The sequence below is a fragment of the Nocardioides sp. S5-5 genome (assembly GCF_054954065.1).
On sequence record NZ_CP199913.1, the window covers coordinates 1,566,562 to 1,583,659 of the forward strand.

A 17,098-nucleotide genomic window follows, 5' to 3' on the forward strand; every position below is an offset into this window, starting at 1 on the left:
CGCACAACGTCGCGGGGACCCCGGTGAGCACCTGCCCGTCCGGGCACGAGTCGGCCTCGGACGACTACTGCGACGTCTGCGGCCTGCCGATCCCGGCGGGTGGCGGTACGTCGGCCCCGGACGGGGCGGGGGCGGCTCCGGCGGCCCCTGCCGCTCCCGCTCCTCCCGCCGAGCCGGCCGCTCCCTCGACGGCCGAGTGCCCCAACTGCCAGGCCGCCAACCCGCCGAACGCACTGTTCTGCGAGGCCTGCGGCTATGACTTCACCACCGGCTCGATGCCCCGCCCGGTCACGCCGTCGGTCCTCGACCTCGGTACGCCGGCCGGCACCGACGACGCGGGCACCTCCGAGGCCGGGAAGGCCGCCGCGCCGATCGCGCCGCCGCTGGCCGAGGCATGGGTGGCCGAGGTGTGGATCGATCCGGACTGGTACGCCGATCAGGAGTCGACCGACCCGCTCCCGTCCGCGGGGGTGCCGACCGTCGTACCGCTGCGCGCCACGTCGATCCTGGTCGGCCGGACCTCCCGCAGCCGCGGCATCCACCCCGACATCGACCTCGCCGCCGACAACGGCATCAGCCGGCGCCACTGCCAGCTCACCACCGACGGCACCCGCTGGTGGGTCGAGGACCTCGGCTCCTCCAACGGCACCTATCTCGGCACGGCCGTCGGCGCGCTGCCCCAGGATCCGCTGCCGGCGGGGGAGAAGCGGGAGATCGCGCCCGACGCGCGGGTGTATCTCGGCGCCTGGACCCGGATCGTGATCCGGCGGGCGCAGCCCGGCGAGGTCTGACACGATCGCCCCATGGCGATCAAGGACCAGGTCATCCTCATCACCGGCGGCGCCCGCGGCATCGGGCTCGAGACCGCGAAGGCGCTGGCGGCGAAGGGGGCCCGGCTGGCCCTGACCGACCTCGATGCGCCGGCGCTCACCGAGGCGGTCGCGGCGATCGGCGCCGACCGGTGCGAGGGGATCGTGGCCGACGTGTGCGACCTGGCCGCGATGGAGGCGGCGGTAGCGACCACGGTGGACCGGTTCGGGCGGATCGACACGGTCCTGGCCAACGCCGGCATCGCCAGCTACGGCTCGGTGATGGCGATCGACCCGGCCGCCTTCCAGCGCACCGTCGACATCAACATCGTCGGCGTCTTCAACACCGCGCGGGCCTCGGTGCCGGCACTGGCGCAGAGCAGGGGCTACCTGCTGGTGGTGTCGTCGCTGGCCGCCTTCGCCGCGGCGCCCGGCCTGGCGGCGTACAACGCCAGCAAGGCCGGCGTCGAGCACTTCGCCAACGCGTTGCGCCTCGAGGTCGCCCACCAGGGGATCGCGGTCGGCTCGGCGCACATGTCGTGGATCGACACCCCGCTGGTGCAGGACGCGAAGAGCGACCTGCCGACGTTCCAGGAGCTGCTCAGCAAGCTGCCGCCGCCGCTCAACCGGACCACCGGCGTCGAGGCCTGCGTCAAGGCGTTCGTGAAGGGCGTCGACAAGCGCTCGCGCCACGTCTACTGCCCGGGCTGGGTGCGCGGTGCCGGCCTGAACCGCAACGTGATCAACTCCGCCGCCGGCAACCGGCCGATCCTCAAGCTGGTGCCCGACCTGCTGCCTCGGATGGACGCCGAGGTGCGTGCGCTGGGCCGTTCGACCAGCGCCCGCAACATCGCCAACGACGAGCGGGCGCAGGGTCGGGGCGAGTCCTGAGCGTCAGCGCCGGGTCGCGATCAGCGCGGAGGCGTCGGGGGCCACCATCACCTCGACCGTGGTGAACCGCTCGTCGGTCAGCCACTCCTCACGCAGCGTGTCGACCCGCCCACCGGTGATCGGCGGCCACATCTCGCACGGGAAGAAGTCGTCGAGCACCACGATGCCGCCCGGCTCGACCAGGTCGGCGATCTTGTCGACGCCCACCGCCGACGGGTCGCCCGAGTCGAGGAAGAGCAGCGAGAACGGGCCTTTGTCCAGGAGGGTGGACCAGTCCGCCTCGAGGACGTCGACCAGCGGGTCCTCGTCGAAGATCTCGGTCGCGGCCGCGGCCAGCTTGGGGTCGAGCTCGGCGGTGAGGATCCGGGCCTTGTCGTGGCGCACGCCCGAGCGCAGCCACGCCGTACCCACGCCGCAGCCGGTGCCGAACTCGGCCATGGTGCCCTCGCGGGTCGCCGCCAGCGCCGCCAGCAGCCGGCCGGTCTCGTTGCGGCAGAAGGACACGTAGCCCGCGCGCCGGGACACGTCGAACGCGCGGTGGACCACGTCGGGCAGCTCGGGAGGCGCGCTCATGTCTTGAGTCTCACTCGGCGGTCAAGAGTCGGGATGCAGGTCTCGGATCGTGGGCGTGGCGGGGTCGTCGGTCCCACACGCACCGTGGGTCACGCCGGTCCCCGGACATCCGGGGATTCATGCAGCCCCCGACTGCCCCCCGCCCCGACCGCCCGCATGCTGGACGAAACGCGGACAGAGCACCCCGCCCTGCCGTACAGTCGACCCATCATGCGGAGCGCCCTTCTCGTAATCGTGCGCCGCGGCGAGGCCTGAGAGAGGCCACCTCGCCGCGGTGACTGCGGCGTATCCCGAGACCGCGTCGGGCTTCTCGATCCAGCTGAAGTCCCGGCACGTCTCCGCAGATCACACCGCGGCGGGCCCACCGATCGGCGATCGCGCGATCCGCAGCCCCGTCGCAGTCGAGCTCACGTGAGATCCACGAGCTGACGCCCACCCGCCGCGGTGGGAGCGGCCAGGACTGACCAGCACCCGTCAGATCCCGCTCTCCACCGTTCCCGAAGGACGGCAGCCATGTTCAGCACGACCACCTCCCGTCCGACCCACTACCGCGATGCCCGCGAGTGGGGTCCGGCCAAGCACGACCCGGAGCACCCGTTCCACCTGGCCCAGCTCGACACCCCCGCGCTGGGGACTGACCTGCGAGACGGTGACGCGGGCCTCCCCGACGACAACTAGGTTCTCCTCCATGAGCGACTCCTCTGCTGCAGCCACCGTCACCACCGGCCAGGTCGCCCTCGGCGTCATCCCCGGCGACGGGATCGGCCCCGAGGTGACCGCCGAGGCCCTCAAGGTCCTCGAGGTGGCGGCGCCGGCCGACCTGAAGTTCGCGCAGACCACCTACGACCTCGGGGCCGAGCGCTACCTGCGCACCGGCGAGGTGCTGCCCGACAGCGTGCTCGAGGAGATCCGCGGCCAGGACGCCCTGCTGCTCGGCGCGGTGGGCGGCAAGCCCAACGACCCGAACCTGCCCCCGGGCATCCTCGAGCGCGGCCTGCTGCTCAAGCTGCGCTTCGAGCTCGACCACTACGTCAACCTGCGCCCCTCGCGGATCTATCCGGGCTCGGTCTCGCCGCTGTCCGACGCGGTCCTCGCCAGGGGCGACGTCGACTTCGTCGTGGTCCGCGAGGGCACCGAGGGCCCCTACACCGGCAACGGCGGCGCCCTGCGCGTCGGTACGCCGGCCGAGGTCGCCACCGAGGTCTCGGTCAACACGGCGTACGGCGTCGAGCGGGTCATCCGCGACGCCTTCGAGCGGGCCCGCAAGCGCCCCCGCAAGAAGCTCACCCTGGTCCACAAGACCAACGTGCTCGTCCACGCCGGCCAGGTGTGGTGGCGGCTGTTCCAGCAGGTCGCCGAGGAGTACCCCGACGTGACCACCGACTACAGCCACATCGACGCGGTGATGATCTACCTGACCACCGACCCGCAGCGCTTCGACGTCATCGTCACCGACAACCTGTTCGGCGACATCGTCACCGACCTCGCCGCCGCGATCAGCGGTGGCATCGGGCTGGCGGCCTCCGGCAACGTGAACCCGGACCGCACGGCGCCGTCCATGTTCGAGCCGGTCCACGGCTCGGCGCCCGACATCGCCGGCCAGCTCGTCGCCGACCCCACCGCCGCGATCCTCTCCGGCGCGTTGCTGCTCGACCACCTCGGCCACCCCGCGGCGGCGGCCCGGATCGAGACGGCGGTGCTCGCCGACCTCGAGGCGCGCGAGCCGGGCACCCAGCGTCGTACGCCCGAGGTGGGCGACGCGATCGCCGCTCGAGTAGCGGGCTGAGGGCGCGCAGGAATCGCCGCTGACGCGGTGAAACTTGCGCTTCACGCCCGTTGCAACGGCCAAGAAGCGCAGGAAACGCCGCTGAAGCGGCGATTCCTGCACCCTCCCGCCCCGCGTTAACGAGGACTAACCTGATGACCATGCAGATCACCACCACGCTCTCTGCGAACCCGACCGACGACGCCCGCCTGGCCGAGATCCTGGCGAACCCGGGTTTCGGGGTGCATTTCTCCGACCACATGCTCACCGTCGAGTGGACGCCGGAGCGCGGCTGGTACGACGCCCGGATCACGCCGTACGGCCCGGTCACCCTCGACCCCGCGGCAGCGGTCCTGCACTACGCGCAGGAGACCTTCGAGGGGATGAAGGCCTACCGCCACGACGACGACTCGCTGTGGCTGTTCCGGCCCGGCGCCAACGCGGAGCGGATGAAGCGCTCCAGCCACCGGCTCGCGCTGCCCGTGCTCGAGGTGCCCGACTTCCTCCAGGCCGTCGAGGAGCTGGTGAAGATCGACGAGCGCTGGGTGCCCGGCAACCCCGACGGCGGCGAGAAGAGCCTCTACCTGCGCCCGTTCATGTTCGCCTCCGAGAAGTTCCTCGGCGTGCGCCCGGCCCAGCACGTCACCTTCATGGTGATCGCGAGCCCGGCCGGTGCCTACTTCAAGGGCGGCATCAAGCCGGTCACGCTGTGGCTGACCGAGGAGTACACCCGTGCCGGCCGCGGCGGCATGGGCGCCGCCAAGACCGGCGGCAACTACGCCTCCTCGCTGGTCGCCCAGCAGGAGGCCTACGCCGAGGGCTGCGACCAGGTGGTCTTCCTCGACGCCCAGGAGGGCAGGTACGTCGAGGAGCTCGGCGGGATGAACATGTACTTCGTGTTCGACGACGGCTCGATCGTCACGCCCGAGACCGGCACCATCCTCGAGGGCATCACCCGCGCCTCGATCATCGAGCTCGCCGAGAAGATGGGCCACCAGGTCACCGAGCGGAGGTTCGGCATCGACGAGTGGCGTGAGGGCGTCGCCAGTGGCCGGATCACCGAGATCTTCGCCTGCGGCACGGCCGCCGTGGTCACCCCGGTCGGCTCGCTGAAGTACGCCGGCGGCGAGACCCCCGCACCCGCCGGCCAGGACCTCACCATGCGGATCCGTGACGCGCTGGTCGGCGTCCAGCTCGGCCGTGCCGAGGACACCTTCGGTTGGATGCACCGGATCTCCTGAGCCCGTCCCGGGCCCGGTCGGCACCTTCTGTGGAGAACTCGCCGGACTGACGGAGGGTGGTGCCACCATCGCTCCATGACAGCTCTCGGGAGGATGGGGCACGATGGTGGACATGACGCTGGAGGCAGACCTCGACTGGGCGCCGCGCGGGCCGGTGACGGTCGCGGACCTGCTCGACCTGCCCGACGATCCGGACGCGCGGGGGCCGATCCCGCGCTACGAGCTGATCGACGGGATGCTGATCGCGTTGGCGCCCCCTGACGTCCGGCACACCTACGTCGCCTCCGGGCTGCGTGAGGTCCTGCGCCGCGCCGCGCCGCCCGGCCTGATCGTGGTCCAGGCGCCGACAGGGGCGATCATCGACGACAACACCTGGGTCGAGTCCGACATCTTCGTGGCGCCACGTTCGGCCCTGGAGCAGCGCTACTACGAGGGCGTCCCGCTGCTCGCCGTGGAGGTGCTCTCGCCGTCCAACCGGCTCTACGACCTGACCACGAAGTTCAGCCGCTACGAGCGCGCCGGGGTGCCGTCGTACTGGATCGTCGATCCGGGCGAGCTGCGGCTGGTCGCCTGGGAGCTGCGCGAGGGGCGGTACGCCGAGGTCGCCGACGTGGCGGCCGACGAGACGTGGATGGCGATGGTGCCGTTCGAGGTCGCGATCCGTCCCGGCGTCCTGGTCGACTGAACGGGCGGACCGATGGCGCACCCGATCATGTTCCGCGACGACGACCCCGGTCTGGCCGAGCTGCGGGCGATCTGCCTGGCGCTGCCGGGGGCCGAGGAGCGGATCAGCCATGGCCGACCGACCTTCCGCGCCGGCAAGATCTTCGCGGTCTTCGGCGGCAGTGAGAAGATCCGGCCGGGGGAGCACCGGAGGGTGTCGAGCGCGTTCATCTTCACGCCGGACGCGGTCGACCTGCCGGCCCTCGACGAGGACCCGCGCTTCTTCGTGCCGGCCTACTACGGCCCCTACGGCGGCCGCGCGATCGACCTCGCCGACCCGGCCGTGGACTGGACGGAGGTCGCCGAGCTGGCCGACGCGTCGTACCGCCGGGTCGCGCCCAAGCGGCTCGTCGCGGAGCTCGACGCACGATCTGAGTAGCCGCACCCCCTTCCGTGGTTCGGTCACGCGCCCTCGCCCGGCCGCGCGGTTGAGGGGTCGGGGCGGCCCTCGCCGGTAGCCTCGGGGGGTGACCCTGCGCCCCGAGAGCAGCGCGCCCGCACAGGTGGGCCGCTATTCACTGCTCACCAAGCTCGGCGAGGGCGGGATGGGCATCGTCCACCTCGCTCAGGGACCCGACGGACAGCGGGTCGCGCTCAAGGTGCTGCGCCCGCAGGTCGTGGGCGACCAGGAGGCCCGCAACCGGCTGGCCCGCGAGGTCGGCTCGCTGACCCGGGTGCGCAGCCCGTGGGTGGCGGAGATGCTCGACGCCGACCCGTGGGCCGAGGTGCCCTACGTCGTCACCCGCTACGTCCCGGGCTTCTCGCTCCACGAGCACGTCGCGGCCGAAGGCCCGGTCACCGGGCGTGACCTGCTCTGGCTGGCCGGCTGCCTCGCCGAAGGGCTGGCCGCCGTCCACGCGGCGGGAGTGCTGCACCGCGACGTGAAGCCGGGCAACGTGCTGATGGAGGGCCGCACTCCGATCCTGATCGACTTCGGACTCGCGCGCGTCGCCGACGACGTCCGGCTCACCCAGACCGGCTGGCTGCTCGGGACGCCCGGCTACCTCGCCCCCGAGATCCTGTACGGCGACGAGGCGACCCCCGCCGCCGACGTGCATGCCTGGGCGGCGAGCGTCGCGTACGCCGCGAGCGGGCGGGCGCCGTACGGCCGCGGGCCGGCGATGGCCGTCATGGACCGCACCCGCCGCGGCCAGCACGACCTGGCCGGCATCGAGAGCCCGCTGGCCGAGGTGCTCGCCGCGGCGCTCGACCCGGAGCCGCTGGAGCGGCCGCTGCTCGAGGAGCTGCTGGCCTGGCTGCGCCCGCAGAGCACCCGGCCCGAGCTGTCGCCGGTGCCGCCGCCGGGTGCGCTCTTCACCGGGGCGACTCCGCTGGCCGACGACTTCACGCTGCCGCTGGCGCTCGCCGCGCAGGGGAGCGCGCCGGTCCCGCCCGGACCGATCACGCCGCCGACCGTGCCCGCGCCGCCGGAGTCGGCGGCGCCCGGCACCCAGGTCCTGCCGACCGCCGTCGAGCCGCCGCCTCCCGCGCCGCCGACCACGGCGGGTCTCGCGGCTCCGGCCCTGCCGCCGCCGCCGGACGCCGCGATGGCGCGCCTGGAGGAGCAGTTCGACCAGGCCTGGGATCTCGAGCAGGCGTTCGCCCCGCAGCCCACGGCGCCGCTGGGCGAGCGGATCCGCCGCTGGATCGCGGTCGGGCTCGGCGCGGTCGCGCTCGGCGCCGGCTTCGCGGCCGCCCCGTGGGTCGCCGCCGCGGTGGTGGTGCTGACGGTGTGGCTGCTGCGGGCCGGGTCGCTGGCGGCATCGGCGGTCGCGAGCCGTCGTACCGTCCGCGGCGCGAAGTGGTACGACGGGCTGCGCTGGGTCACGACCAGCCCGTGGCATCTGGTGCGTGCCGTGACCGGCACCGCCGTGCTGGTGTCGTGGAGCGCGGGGCTCGGCGTGGCGGCCGGTCTGCTCGGCTACGCGCTCGCGCTCGAAGTCCCGAGCACGCTGCTGGCCGGCGGCGCCACGCTCGGCGTCGCGCTGTGGTCGGGGCCGGGCAGCAGCCGGTTCCGCTCGCCGGTCGCGCGGGTGCTCGATCCGCTCGCGCGGCGCCCCGTGCCGTGGCTGCTCAGCTGCGCGCTGCTGCTCGCGGTCGCGGGTGGGCTCGGCGTGCTGGTCGCCGGGAACGGCGTCGCCTGGCTCCCCTGGACCAGCGGTCCCTTTGGACTCTGAGCCGGCCGACCGGGCATCCGTGGCACACTGACCTCGTGAGCATCATCACCGTCACGATCCTTGGATCAAAGAGGTCGCGCAGCGACCGTCGCGAGATCATTAGTTAGCGCGTCCGACGACCCTTGTCGGACGCGCCAGCCTCTCGTTCTCGGGAGGCTTTTGTTTTGCCCAGGTGACACCCAGCGAGAGATCCCCGATGACCCAGCAGCTCGACCTCCACGGCTCGTTCCACGTCTACGACACCACCCTGCGCGACGGCATGCAGCAGGAGGGCCTCAACCCCACGGTGGCCGACAAGCTCGCCATCGCGCGGCACCTGGACGGGCTCGGCGTGGGGTACATCGAGGGCGGCTGGCCGGGTGCGAACCCCAAGGACACCGAGTTCTTCCGGCGCGCGACGCTCGAGCTGGACCTGAGGCACGCCCGGCTCGCGGCCTTCGGCTCCACCCGCCGCGCGGGACTGCTCGCCGCCGACGACCCGCAGGTCGCCGCGCTGCGGGACAGCGGCGCCGGCGTCGTGACCCTGGTCGCGAAGTCGCACGTCGGCCACGTCGAGAAGGCGCTGCGGACCACGCTCGAGGAGAACCTCGCGATGATCCGCGACACCGTGGGCCACCTGCGCGCCGAGGGCCAGCAGGTGTTCCTCGACGCCGAGCACTTCTTCGACGGCTACCGGCTCGACCGGTCCTACGCGCTCGAGGTGCTGCGCACGGCCTACGACGCCGGCGCGGACGTCGTCGCGCTGTGCGACACCAACGGCGGGATGCTGCCGGGCTGGGTCTCCGACGTCGTCCACGACGTCCTCGAGACCACCCAGGTCCGGGTCGGCATCCACTGCCACAACGACACCGGCCTCGCCGTCGCCAACACCCTCGCCGCGGTCGAGGCGGGCGCGACCCACGTCCAGGGCTGCATCAACGGCTACGGCGAGCGCACCGGCAACGCCGACCTGGTCAACGTCGTCGCGAACCTGGAGCTGAAGCTCGACCAGCAGGTGCTGCCGCCGGGCCTGCTCACCGAGGCCACCCGGATCGCGCACGCCGTCGCCGAGGTCACCAACGTGCCGCCTGCCGCGCGGCAGCCGTACGTCGGCGCGTCGGCGTTCGCCCACAAGGCCGGGCTGCACGCCAGCGCGATCAAGATCGACCCCGACCTCTACCAGCACATGGACCCGGCCGGCGTCGGCAACGACATGCGCCTGCTCGTCTCCGACATGGCCGGGCGCGCGACCATCGAGCTCAAGGGCAAGGAGCTCGGCTTCGACCTCTCCGACAACCCCGAGCTGGTCACCCGGGTGACCAACCGGGTCAAGGAGCTCGAGCTGCGCGGCTACACCTTCGAGGCCGCGGACGCCTCCTTCGAGCTGCTCCTCGCCGAGGAGGCCGACGGTCGGCGGCCGTCGTACTTCGACGTCGAGAGCTGGCGGGTGATCACCGAGACGCTCACTCATGCCCGGCCGGAGGACGAGGCGGTCTCCGAGGCGACCGTGAAGCTGAGCGCCGCCGGGGTGCGCTACGTCGTGACCGGCGAGGGCAACGGCCCGGTCAACGCGCTGGACCAGGCGCTGCGCTCGGCGATCGAGCAGGCGTACCCGGAGATCGCGAAGTTCGAGCTGATCGACTTCAAGGTGCGCATCCTCGACCAGGGGCACGGCACCGACGCGATCACCCGGGTGCTGATCGAGACCACCGACGGTGCGTCCTCGTGGGTGACCGTCGGCGTCGGCGCGAACGTCATCGAGGCCTCGTGGGAGGCGCTCGCCGACAGCCTCACCTACGGACTGCTGCGCCACCACCAGGACTGATCCCGACGACCCGGGCGACCAGGTCGTTCCAGCCGGCGACGACCTGCGCCTCGCTCATCCCGCCGGCGTCCATCTGTTGGCGCAGCACGGGGACGGCGAGCGGGGCGACCAGCGCGGTCGAGAGGTAGCCGAGGTCGCCCTGCACCCCCAGCTGGGCGAGCAGCATCCGGACATGGAGCGAGACGAACCCGAGCACCGCGTAGTTCTCGCCCCAGGTCGAGCCGGCGGCCTCGATCAGCGCGGCCTGCTCGCGGTGGTGGCGCAGCCGAGAGACCCCGAACGCCAGCAGCCGCTCCATCGGCGGCGCGCCGGGACCGAGCGGAGGCGGCCCGCTGATCACGCTGGCCTGCCACTCCTCCTCGCGGTGGTTGAGCAGCGAGGCCATCAGACCCTCACGGCTCCCGAAGCGCCGGAACACCGTGCCCTTGCCGACGCCCGCCCGGGCCGCGACCGCCTCGGTGGTGAGGTCGTCGACCCCGCAGGTCTCGATCAGCTCGGCCGCCGCCTGCAACAGCGCCTCGCGGTTGCGGGCGGCGTCGCGGCGTACGACCGGCGCGGTGGTGAGCAGGGGGAGGTCCTTGGTCATGGCATGTCCACCCTAGTGTCGCGTCAGGTTGATTCGCCGCCATGTTCGGCGGCCCTGGCACGCACCTCGCGGCGTTGCCGACGCTTGACAGACAACCCGGTATGGCGGCGCGCCGGCGCGTTGCGATGCACGCACCAGGACCACCGGCCATGTCAGCGCTTCAACCTGACACGACACTAGGCGGCGGTGCCGACGGCGGTTGGTGAAAAAGACCCCGCGACTCCGGGAATGAAAGCGGACCACGGTCCGTTTTGACTCTCATGACTGACACCCAGAGCACCCGCGTCGCCGTTCTCGTCGGATCCCTGCGCGCCGACTCCCTCAACCGCAAGCTCGCCGAGATCCTGCGTGACGAGGCCCCGGCCGGCGTCACCCTGGACATCGTCGAGGGTCTCGACCAGGTCCCGTTCTACAACGAGGACCTCGACGGCGCCAACGCCCCGGCCGCTGCCGTCACGCTGCGCGAGCGGGTCGCCTCCGCCGACCGCGTGCTCGCGGTCACCCCCGAGTACAACGGCACCATGCCCGCCGTCCTCAACAACGCGATCGACTGGATCTCGCGGCCCTACGGCGCGGGCGCGATGGTCGGCAAGCCCTTTGGCGTCATCGGCGCCACCCCCACGCCGTACGGCGGCAAGTGGGCCCACGGCGACACCGCCCGCTCCGCCGGCATCGCCGGCGCGATCGTGGTCGAGGACGTCACCGTCTCGCAGCCGGCCGTCGACGTCGACCCGACCACCGACCCCGAGGTCCGCGCGAAGCTGCTCGCCGCGCTGGGCACCCTGGTCGGGTTCGCCCCCGAGGTGAGCGCGGCCTGACCCTGGCCTAGGGTCGGGTCGTGGCCGAACTCCACGACCTGACCGCCCTCGAGCAGGGGGCGCTGATCCGAACCGGTGAGATCAGCCCCGTCGAGCTCACCGAGCACTACCTCGAACGCGCCGCGCGTCTCCCGCAGGAGTACGTCGACGGCGCGTTCGTGCTCCGCGACCCGGACACGGCACGACGCCGGGCCCGGGAGGTCGCGGCCGTCGGGCCGGTGGGGGAGGGCGCGTCACCGCTGGCCGGTGTGCCGACGGCGATCAAGGACCTCAACCTGACCCGCGGTGTGCCCACGGCGTTCGGGTCCCCGGTGTTCGCCGACTACGTGCCCGACGTGTCCGACGGGGTGGCGCTGGCGATCGAGGACGCCGGGATGGTGAGCCTCGGGAAGACCAGCACGCCCGAGTTCGGCTCGCCCTGCTACACCGAGCCGGAGGGGCGTCCGCCGGCCGTCACGCCATGGGACACCACGCGGATGGCGGGCGGCTCCTCGGGCGGTGCCGCCTCCGCCGTCGCCGCCGGTCTGGTGCCGCTCGCGCAGGGCTCCGACGGCGGCGGGTCGATCCGGATCCCCGCGTCCTGTTGCGGCCTGGTCGGCCTCAAGCCGACCCGCGGCCGGATCAGCGGCTTCCCGATGTACGGCGACCCGATCGGCCTCGCCGTCGCCGGCCCGATCGCCCGCACCGTCGCCGACGCCGCGGCGCTGCTCGACGTCCTCGCCGGCCGCCGCGCGGGCGACCCCACCTGGGCCCCGGACCCGTCCGGCCCCTTCCTGTCCGCGGCGGGCCGCGAGCCCGGCCGGCTGCGGATCGCCCGGTTCGACCGGCCGGTCATCGCCGAGGCAGAGGTCCATCCCGACGTGCACCAGGCCTACGACGACGCCTCGCGCCTGCTCGCCGCGCTCGGCCACGTGATCGAGGACGTGCAGGTGCCGCTGCCGCCCGAGGCGGTCGGCGTCTTCGAGACCTGCTGGGCCGTGCTCACCGCGCTGTCGACGGTTCCCCTCGACCCGGCGCAGCGCCAGCAGCTCCGGCCGCTCACCCGCTGGCTCGGCGAGCGCGGCGAGGCGGTCTCGGGGCCGGAGTTCGGGCTGGCGATCGGGGCGATGCGCCGCCACGCCGCCGACGCCCTGGTGGCGCTGGCGCCGTACGACATCGTGCTCACGCCCACCCTCGCCACGCCACCGCTGCCCGTCGGCGCGATCCGCGACGACGCCGACCCGGCGGCCGACTTCGAGGCGCAGAAGAGGTTCACGCCGTGGACCTCCGCCTGGAACGTCACCGGGATGCCGGCCATCTCGCTGCCGCTCCACCAGACCCCCGACGGCCTCCCGGTCGGCGTGATGCTCGCCGCCCGCCCGGCCGAGGAGGAGCTGCTCATCTCGTTGGCCGCCCAGGTCGAGGCGGTCGCGCCGTGGAAGGAGCGCCGCCCGCCGCTGTGGTGAGGCTCAGCCGAACCAGGCCGGCGCGGCCGCCCGGAACTCCTCGGGGGTCAGGGAGCCGGCGCCGTCGGGGATGACGGCGAGGACCGGGACGCCGGTGAGCCGCGGGAGGTCGGTGCGGTTGCAGGTCTCGGCGACGCCGGGCTCGGCCGGCCAGGCACCGACGACCAGGCCCGCGGGCTCGACCTGGACCGCTCGCAGCGCGGTGGTGGTGAGCTCGGTGTGGTTGAGGGTGCCGAGGCCGGCGCGGCACACGACGACGACCTCGACCGGCGAGCCGTCGGCGCGCATCAGCGCGAAGGTCAGGTCGCGGGCGAGGTCGAGCAGGGTGCCGCCCTCGGTGTCGAGGCGCACCAGCAGGCCGCCGGCACCCTCCACGACCACGAGGTCGTACGACGGCAGCAGCTCCCGGATCCGGGCGACGTGCTCGCGCACGGTCGGGATCGCCACGCCCTGGCGGCGGGCGGCGGTGTCGGGGGCCAGCGGCTCGTCGAGGGCGACGAGCTGCACCGCGTCGGCACCCGCGAGGCGGGCGACCGTGTCGACGTCGGGGACGTCCGGCTCGGCGCCGCCGATCCCGGTCTGCACCGGCTTGACGACGAGCACCCGCTCCCCGGCGGCAGCAGCCCGGACGGCGATCGCCGCGGTCGCGACCGTCTTGCCGACCCCGGTGTCGGTGCCGGTCACCACGACGACTCGGGTCACTGGTGCTCCTTGACCAGGCCGACGAGCACCTCGACAGCGCCGGCCCAGTCGTCCTCGGCGACGCCGGCGGTGACGGTGATCCGCAGCCGCGAGATGCCGTCGGGGACCGACGGCGGGCGGAAGCAGCCGACCCGCAGCCCCGCCTCCAGGGCCGCCGCCTGGGCGGCGACCGCGGCCCGGGGTGACGACATCGGCACCGACAGCACGGCACCCGCGGGGACCACGACGCCGAGGGCGTCGGCCAGCGCGGCGACCCGGGCGCGCACGGTCGTGCCCAGCTCCGGGCGCTCGCGGATCGCCCGCAGCGCGGCCAGCGCGCCCGCGGCCGGCGCCGGCGCCAGGCCGGTGTCGAAGATGAACGGCCGCGCCCGGTTGACGAGGTGCTCGCGCAGCGCGGCCGAGCCGAGCACCGCGCCGCCCTGCGCGCCGAGTGACTTGGACAGCGTCGCCGTGACGACGACGTGAGGCAGGCCGGCGAGGCCCAGCGTCGCGACGAGTCCCGGGCCATGCACCCCGACGCCATGGGCCTCGTCGACGACCAGCAGGGTGTCGTACTCCTCGCACAGGGCGGCCAGCTCGACCAGCGGCGCCGCGTCGCCGAGCACCGAGTAGACCGACTCGACGAGCACCATCGCCCGTTCACCCGCCCCCGAGGCGGCGGCCAGGCCGGTGCGGACCGCGTCGACGTCGCTGTGGGGTACGACGCTCAGCCGGGCCCGCGAGAGCCGGACCCCGTCCACCAGCGAGGCGTGGATGTGGGCGTCGGAGAGGACCCGGGTGGTGCGGTCCGCGAGCGCCGCCACGATCGCCAGGTTGGCGTGGTAGCCGGTGGAGAGGACCAGCGCCGCGGGCTGCTCGAGGTAGTCGGCGAGCTCACGCTCCAGGTCCTCGTGCAGCGCGAAGGTGCCGGTGACCAGGCGCGAGGCGCTGGCGCCGGATCCCCACGTCCACGCGGCATCGGCGGCCGCCCGCCGGACCGAGGGGTCGCGGGCCAGCCCGAGGTAGTCGTTGCCGGCGAGGTCGATCGTCGCGTCGTCGGCGGGCCGCGCGCGCAGCCGGCGGGTCAGGCCCGCCTCCTCGCGCCTGCTCGCCTCGGCACCCAGCCACTCCTGCCACACGCTCATCCGGCCCCCACCGCCGCTCCGATCCCTGCGACGAGCCGGTCGAGCTCGTCGTCGCCGATGATGTACGGCGGCATCGCGTAGACCAGGTCGCGAAACGGCCGCAGCCACACGCCGGCCTCGAGGGCCGCGTCCGTCGCCGCGACCACGTCGACGTCGTGGTCGAGCTGGACGACGCCGACCGCGCCGATGGTCCGTACGTCGGCCACCCCGGGGGCCTCGCGCAGCGGTGCCAGGCCCGCGCGGAGCCGGTCGCCGATCGCGGTGACCGTACACTTCCAGTCGGAGTCCAGCAGCAGGTCGATGGACGCGCTCGCGACCGCGCAGGCCAGCGGGTTGGCCATGAAGGTCGGGCCGTGAATGACGACACCCGCCTCGCTGCCGGAGATCCCGCGCGCGACGGCGTCGGTGGTGAGCACCGCGGCCAGGGTCAGGTAGCCGCCCGTCAGCGCCTTGCCCACGCACAAGACGTCGGGGGTGACCAGCTCGCTGACGAACAGGTGGCCGGTGCGGCCGAAGCCGGTCGCGATCTCGTCGAAGACGAGCAGCAGGCCGTGCGCATCGGCGACCTCGCGGAGGATCCGCAGGCACTCGACGGGGTAGGGCCACATGCCGCCGGCGCCCTGCAGCAGCGGCTCGACGACGACGCCGGCGAGCTCGTGCGCGTGGCGGGCGGCGAGGTCTCGCACCTGATCGGCCCATGCGGCGATCGCGGCCGGGCTCGCGTCGTGTGCCGGGGGCCGGGGAGCGAAGAGCTGGTTCGGGAGCGTCCCGGTCCACATCGCGTGCATCCCGCCGTCGGGGTCGGTGACGCTCATCGGGTGGAAGGTGTCGCCGTGGTAGCCGCCACGGACGGTGAGCATCCGGGTGCGTTCGGGGTGGCTGACGCCGCGCTGGTACTGGAGCACCATCTTCAGCGCGACCTCGACGCTCACCGAGCCCGAGTCGGCGAGGAAGACCCGCTCCAGCGGCTCGGGGGTGATCGCGACCAGGCGCCGGCCCAGCTCGACCGCGGGCTCGTGGGTGAGCCCGCCGAACATGACGTGGCTGAACCGGCCCGCCTGCTCGGTGACGGCGGCGTCGAGTGTGGGGTGCCGGTAGCCGTGGATCGCCGACCACCACGACGCCATCGCGTCGACCACCCAGCGCCCGTCGGTCTCGAGCGCGCAGCCCCGGGCGGCGGTGACCAGCCGGACGGGGGTCGGCGCGGTCATCGACGTGTAGGGGTGCCAGAGGTGCTCCCGGTCGAACGCGAGCAGGTCGCCGGCCACGGTGACGGTCATGATCAGGCGTTCGCCGGGACCCCGGTGCCCGCCCCGCGGGTCCGGATCTGTGGTCCGCAGGTCCCGCCGGAGGCGCACCCGCCGCACGCGTCGCCGCAGCCGTGGGACGCCGCCGTGCGGTCGTGGGTCGCGATCAGCTCGTCGAACGCGGCGGCGTCGAGACCGAGGATCGTGAAGCCGTTGTCCCGGAGCATCTCCAGGTCGGCCTTGGCGTCTTGACCCTCGGAGGTGAGGTAGTCGCCGAGGAAGATCGAGTTCGCGACCTGCAGCGCGGTGGCCTGCAGCGTGCGCAGGTGCATCTCGCGGCCGCCGGCGATCCGGATCTCCTTGTCGGGGCACACGAAGCGCGCCATGGTCAGGATCTTCACGCAGCGGATGGGGGAGAGCTCCCAGGTGTTCTGGTAGGGCGTCCCGTCGAACGGCATCAGGAAGTTCACCGGGATCGAGTCGGCGTCGAGTGCCTTGAGGGCGAACAGCGCCTCGACCAGCTGCTCGTCGGTCTCGCCGAGGCCCGCGATCAGCCCCGAGCACGGCGACAGGCCGGCGTCCTTGGCCCTGCCGATGGTGTCCACGCGGTCGTCGTAGGTGTGGGTCTGGACGATGTTGTCGTGGTGGGACTCGGCGGTGTTGATGTTGTGGTTGTAGGCGTCGACCCCCGCCGCCTTGAGCCGCGCGGCCTGCCCGTCCTTGAGGAGCCCGAGGCAGGCGCAGACCTCGACGCCGTCGTACTCGTCCTTGAGTGCCTGGGTCATCTCCACGACCTTGTCGATGTCGCGCTCCGACGGACCGCGGCCCGACGACACCATGCACACCCGGGTCGCGCCACCGCGCAGCCCGGCGCCGGCCTGCTCGAGCGTCTCCTCCTTGGAGAGCCAGGAGTACTTGAGGATCGGCGCCTGCGAGCCCATCGCCTGCGAGCAGTAGTTGCAGTTCTCGGGGCACAGGCCGGACTTGAGGTTGACCAGGTAGTTGACCTTCACGGTGTTGCCGAAGTGCTGGCGCCGCAGCCGGCCACCGGCCGCTACGAGGCTCATCAGGTCGTCGTCGGGCGCCTGGAGGACGGCGAGCGCGTCGGCCTCGGTCGCCGCGCCCCCGGTGAGGATGCGGGTGGCCAGCGCGTCGAAGTCGGTGGTCGTCATGGTGCTCCTCGGGTGGTTCGT

At 73.1% G+C, this 17,098-nt stretch carries 17 protein-coding genes; 11 read left to right on the forward strand and 6 right to left on the reverse strand.

The features are described from left to right. Positions 1–23: 23 nt before the first annotated feature. Together ACUP6Y_RS07370 and ACUP6Y_RS07375 are read left to right on the forward strand one after the other, a co-directional pair. A complete protein-coding gene (locus tag ACUP6Y_RS07370) occupies positions 24–791 on the forward strand; it encodes an FHA domain-containing protein (RefSeq protein ID WP_462555147.1) in 768 nt (255 codons plus the stop codon). Positions 792–803: 12 nt separating this feature from the next. Then, on the forward strand, positions 804–1,700 hold the full coding sequence (locus tag ACUP6Y_RS07375) for an SDR family oxidoreductase (RefSeq protein ID WP_462555148.1): 897 nt from the start codon (positions 804–806) through the stop codon (positions 1,698–1,700). Between the two features lie 3 nt (positions 1,701–1,703). Here ACUP6Y_RS07375 and ACUP6Y_RS07380 read toward each other — a convergent pair whose 3' ends face one another. Beyond that, on the reverse strand, positions 1,704–2,273 hold the full coding sequence (locus ACUP6Y_RS07380) for an O-methyltransferase (RefSeq protein WP_462555149.1): 570 nt from the start codon (positions 2,271–2,273) through the stop codon (positions 1,704–1,706). A 513-nt stretch (positions 2,274–2,786) separates the two neighbouring features. Here ACUP6Y_RS07380 and ACUP6Y_RS07385 point away from each other — a divergent pair. The 7 genes from ACUP6Y_RS07385 (at position 2,787) to cimA (ending at position 9,983) form a co-directional block, all read left to right on the forward strand. Beyond that, positions 2,787–2,951 (forward strand): hypothetical protein, encoded by a 165-nt coding sequence (locus tag ACUP6Y_RS07385; RefSeq protein WP_462555150.1) that lies wholly within the window; start codon positions 2,787–2,789, stop codon positions 2,949–2,951. A gap of 10 nt (positions 2,952–2,961) precedes the next feature. Beyond that, entirely contained in the window at positions 2,962–4,059 is a 1,098-nt protein-coding gene (locus tag ACUP6Y_RS07390) for a 3-isopropylmalate dehydrogenase (protein WP_462555151.1), read from the forward strand. 140 nt (positions 4,060–4,199) lie between these two features. Next, a complete protein-coding gene (locus ACUP6Y_RS07395) occupies positions 4,200–5,279 on the forward strand; it encodes a branched-chain amino acid aminotransferase (protein ID WP_462556654.1) in 1,080 nt (359 codons plus the stop codon). Between the two features lie 112 nt (positions 5,280–5,391). After that, complete coding sequence (locus tag ACUP6Y_RS07400; RefSeq protein ID WP_462555152.1) at positions 5,392–5,964, forward strand: Uma2 family endonuclease; 573 nt, start codon at positions 5,392–5,394, stop codon at positions 5,962–5,964. Positions 5,965–5,976: 12 nt separating this feature from the next. Continuing rightward, the gene (locus tag ACUP6Y_RS07405; protein ID WP_462555153.1) at positions 5,977–6,381 is read left to right on the forward strand and encodes an MmcQ/YjbR family DNA-binding protein; all 405 of its coding nucleotides are present in this window, start codon (positions 5,977–5,979) and stop codon (positions 6,379–6,381) included. Between the two features lie 88 nt (positions 6,382–6,469). Next, complete coding sequence (locus tag ACUP6Y_RS07410) at positions 6,470–8,179, forward strand: protein kinase domain-containing protein (protein ID WP_462555154.1); 1,710 nt, start codon at positions 6,470–6,472, stop codon at positions 8,177–8,179. Between the two features lie 196 nt (positions 8,180–8,375). Then, positions 8,376–9,983 (forward strand): citramalate synthase, encoded by a 1,608-nt coding sequence (gene cimA, locus ACUP6Y_RS07415; protein WP_462555155.1) that lies wholly within the window; start codon positions 8,376–8,378, stop codon positions 9,981–9,983. Here the strand turns inward: cimA and ACUP6Y_RS07420 are convergent. Next, a complete protein-coding gene (locus ACUP6Y_RS07420) occupies positions 9,949–10,569 on the reverse strand; it encodes a TetR/AcrR family transcriptional regulator (protein ID WP_462555156.1) in 621 nt (206 codons plus the stop codon). The two genes, cimA and ACUP6Y_RS07420, sit on opposite strands and share 35 nt — an antisense overlap. A gap of 260 nt (positions 10,570–10,829) precedes the next feature. On the opposite strand from ACUP6Y_RS07420, the gene ACUP6Y_RS07425 reads away from it, so the two are divergent. Both ACUP6Y_RS07425 and ACUP6Y_RS07430 read left to right on the forward strand, forming a co-directional pair. After that, the gene (locus ACUP6Y_RS07425; protein ID WP_462555157.1) at positions 10,830–11,387 is read left to right on the forward strand and encodes an NAD(P)H-dependent oxidoreductase; all 558 of its coding nucleotides are present in this window, start codon (positions 10,830–10,832) and stop codon (positions 11,385–11,387) included. A gap of 20 nt (positions 11,388–11,407) precedes the next feature. Then, positions 11,408–12,832, forward strand: coding sequence for an amidase (locus tag ACUP6Y_RS07430; protein ID WP_462555158.1), 1,425 nt, complete (start codon positions 11,408–11,410; stop codon positions 12,830–12,832). 3 nt (positions 12,833–12,835) lie between these two features. Here the strand turns inward: ACUP6Y_RS07430 and bioD are convergent, their stop codons facing one another. Genes bioD through bioB form a run of 4 tightly spaced genes read right to left on the reverse strand, consistent with a single transcriptional unit; the run spans position 12,836 to position 17,077 of the window. After that, positions 12,836–13,534 (reverse strand): dethiobiotin synthase, encoded by a 699-nt coding sequence (bioD, locus tag ACUP6Y_RS07435; protein WP_462555159.1) that lies wholly within the window; start codon positions 13,532–13,534, stop codon positions 12,836–12,838. Continuing rightward, complete coding sequence (locus tag ACUP6Y_RS07440; protein WP_462555160.1) at positions 13,531–14,658, reverse strand: 8-amino-7-oxononanoate synthase; 1,128 nt, start codon at positions 14,656–14,658, stop codon at positions 13,531–13,533. The genes bioD and ACUP6Y_RS07440 overlap by 4 nt, the downstream gene beginning before the upstream one ends. Then, positions 14,655–15,938 carry an adenosylmethionine--8-amino-7-oxononanoate transaminase gene (locus tag ACUP6Y_RS07445; RefSeq protein WP_462555161.1) on the reverse strand — a complete coding sequence of 428 codons (1,284 nt, stop codon included), beginning with the start codon at positions 15,936–15,938 and terminating at the stop codon, positions 14,655–14,657. The genes ACUP6Y_RS07440 and ACUP6Y_RS07445 overlap by 4 nt, the downstream gene beginning before the upstream one ends. 2 nt (positions 15,939–15,940) lie before the next feature. Next, the gene (gene bioB, locus ACUP6Y_RS07450) at positions 15,941–17,077 is read right to left on the reverse strand and encodes a biotin synthase BioB (protein WP_462555162.1); all 1,137 of its coding nucleotides are present in this window, start codon (positions 17,075–17,077) and stop codon (positions 15,941–15,943) included. Positions 17,078–17,098: the final 21 nt, after the last annotated feature.

What these genes read in the sequence shown, in the direction of transcription:
- bioB (WP_462555162.1), bottom strand. Translation starts at nt 17,077, where the DNA reads ATGACGACCACCGACTTCGACGCGCTGGCCACCCGCATCCTCACCGGG.
- ACUP6Y_RS07420 (WP_462555156.1), bottom strand. Translation starts at nt 10,569, where the DNA reads ATGACCAAGGACCTCCCCCTGCTCACCACCGCGCCGGTCGTACGCCGC.
- ACUP6Y_RS07405 (WP_462555153.1), top strand. Translation starts at nt 5,977, where the DNA reads ATGGCGCACCCGATCATGTTCCGCGACGACGACCCCGGTCTGGCCGAG.
- ACUP6Y_RS07400 (WP_462555152.1), top strand. Translation starts at nt 5,392, where the DNA reads ATGACGCTGGAGGCAGACCTCGACTGGGCGCCGCGCGGGCCGGTGACG.
- ACUP6Y_RS07390 (WP_462555151.1), top strand. Translation starts at nt 2,962, where the DNA reads ATGAGCGACTCCTCTGCTGCAGCCACCGTCACCACCGGCCAGGTCGCC.
- cimA (WP_462555155.1), top strand. Translation starts at nt 8,376, where the DNA reads ATGACCCAGCAGCTCGACCTCCACGGCTCGTTCCACGTCTACGACACC.
- ACUP6Y_RS07425 (WP_462555157.1), top strand. Translation starts at nt 10,830, where the DNA reads ATGACTGACACCCAGAGCACCCGCGTCGCCGTTCTCGTCGGATCCCTG.
- ACUP6Y_RS07395 (WP_462556654.1), top strand. Translation starts at nt 4,200, where the DNA reads ATGCAGATCACCACCACGCTCTCTGCGAACCCGACCGACGACGCCCGC.
- ACUP6Y_RS07380 (WP_462555149.1), bottom strand. Translation starts at nt 2,273, where the DNA reads ATGAGCGCGCCTCCCGAGCTGCCCGACGTGGTCCACCGCGCGTTCGAC.
- ACUP6Y_RS07440 (WP_462555160.1), bottom strand. Translation starts at nt 14,658, where the DNA reads ATGAGCGTGTGGCAGGAGTGGCTGGGTGCCGAGGCGAGCAGGCGCGAG.
- ACUP6Y_RS07375 (WP_462555148.1), top strand. Translation starts at nt 804, where the DNA reads ATGGCGATCAAGGACCAGGTCATCCTCATCACCGGCGGCGCCCGCGGC.
- ACUP6Y_RS07445 (WP_462555161.1), bottom strand. Translation starts at nt 15,938, where the DNA reads ATGACCGTCACCGTGGCCGGCGACCTGCTCGCGTTCGACCGGGAGCAC.
- ACUP6Y_RS07385 (WP_462555150.1), top strand. Translation starts at nt 2,787, where the DNA reads ATGTTCAGCACGACCACCTCCCGTCCGACCCACTACCGCGATGCCCGC.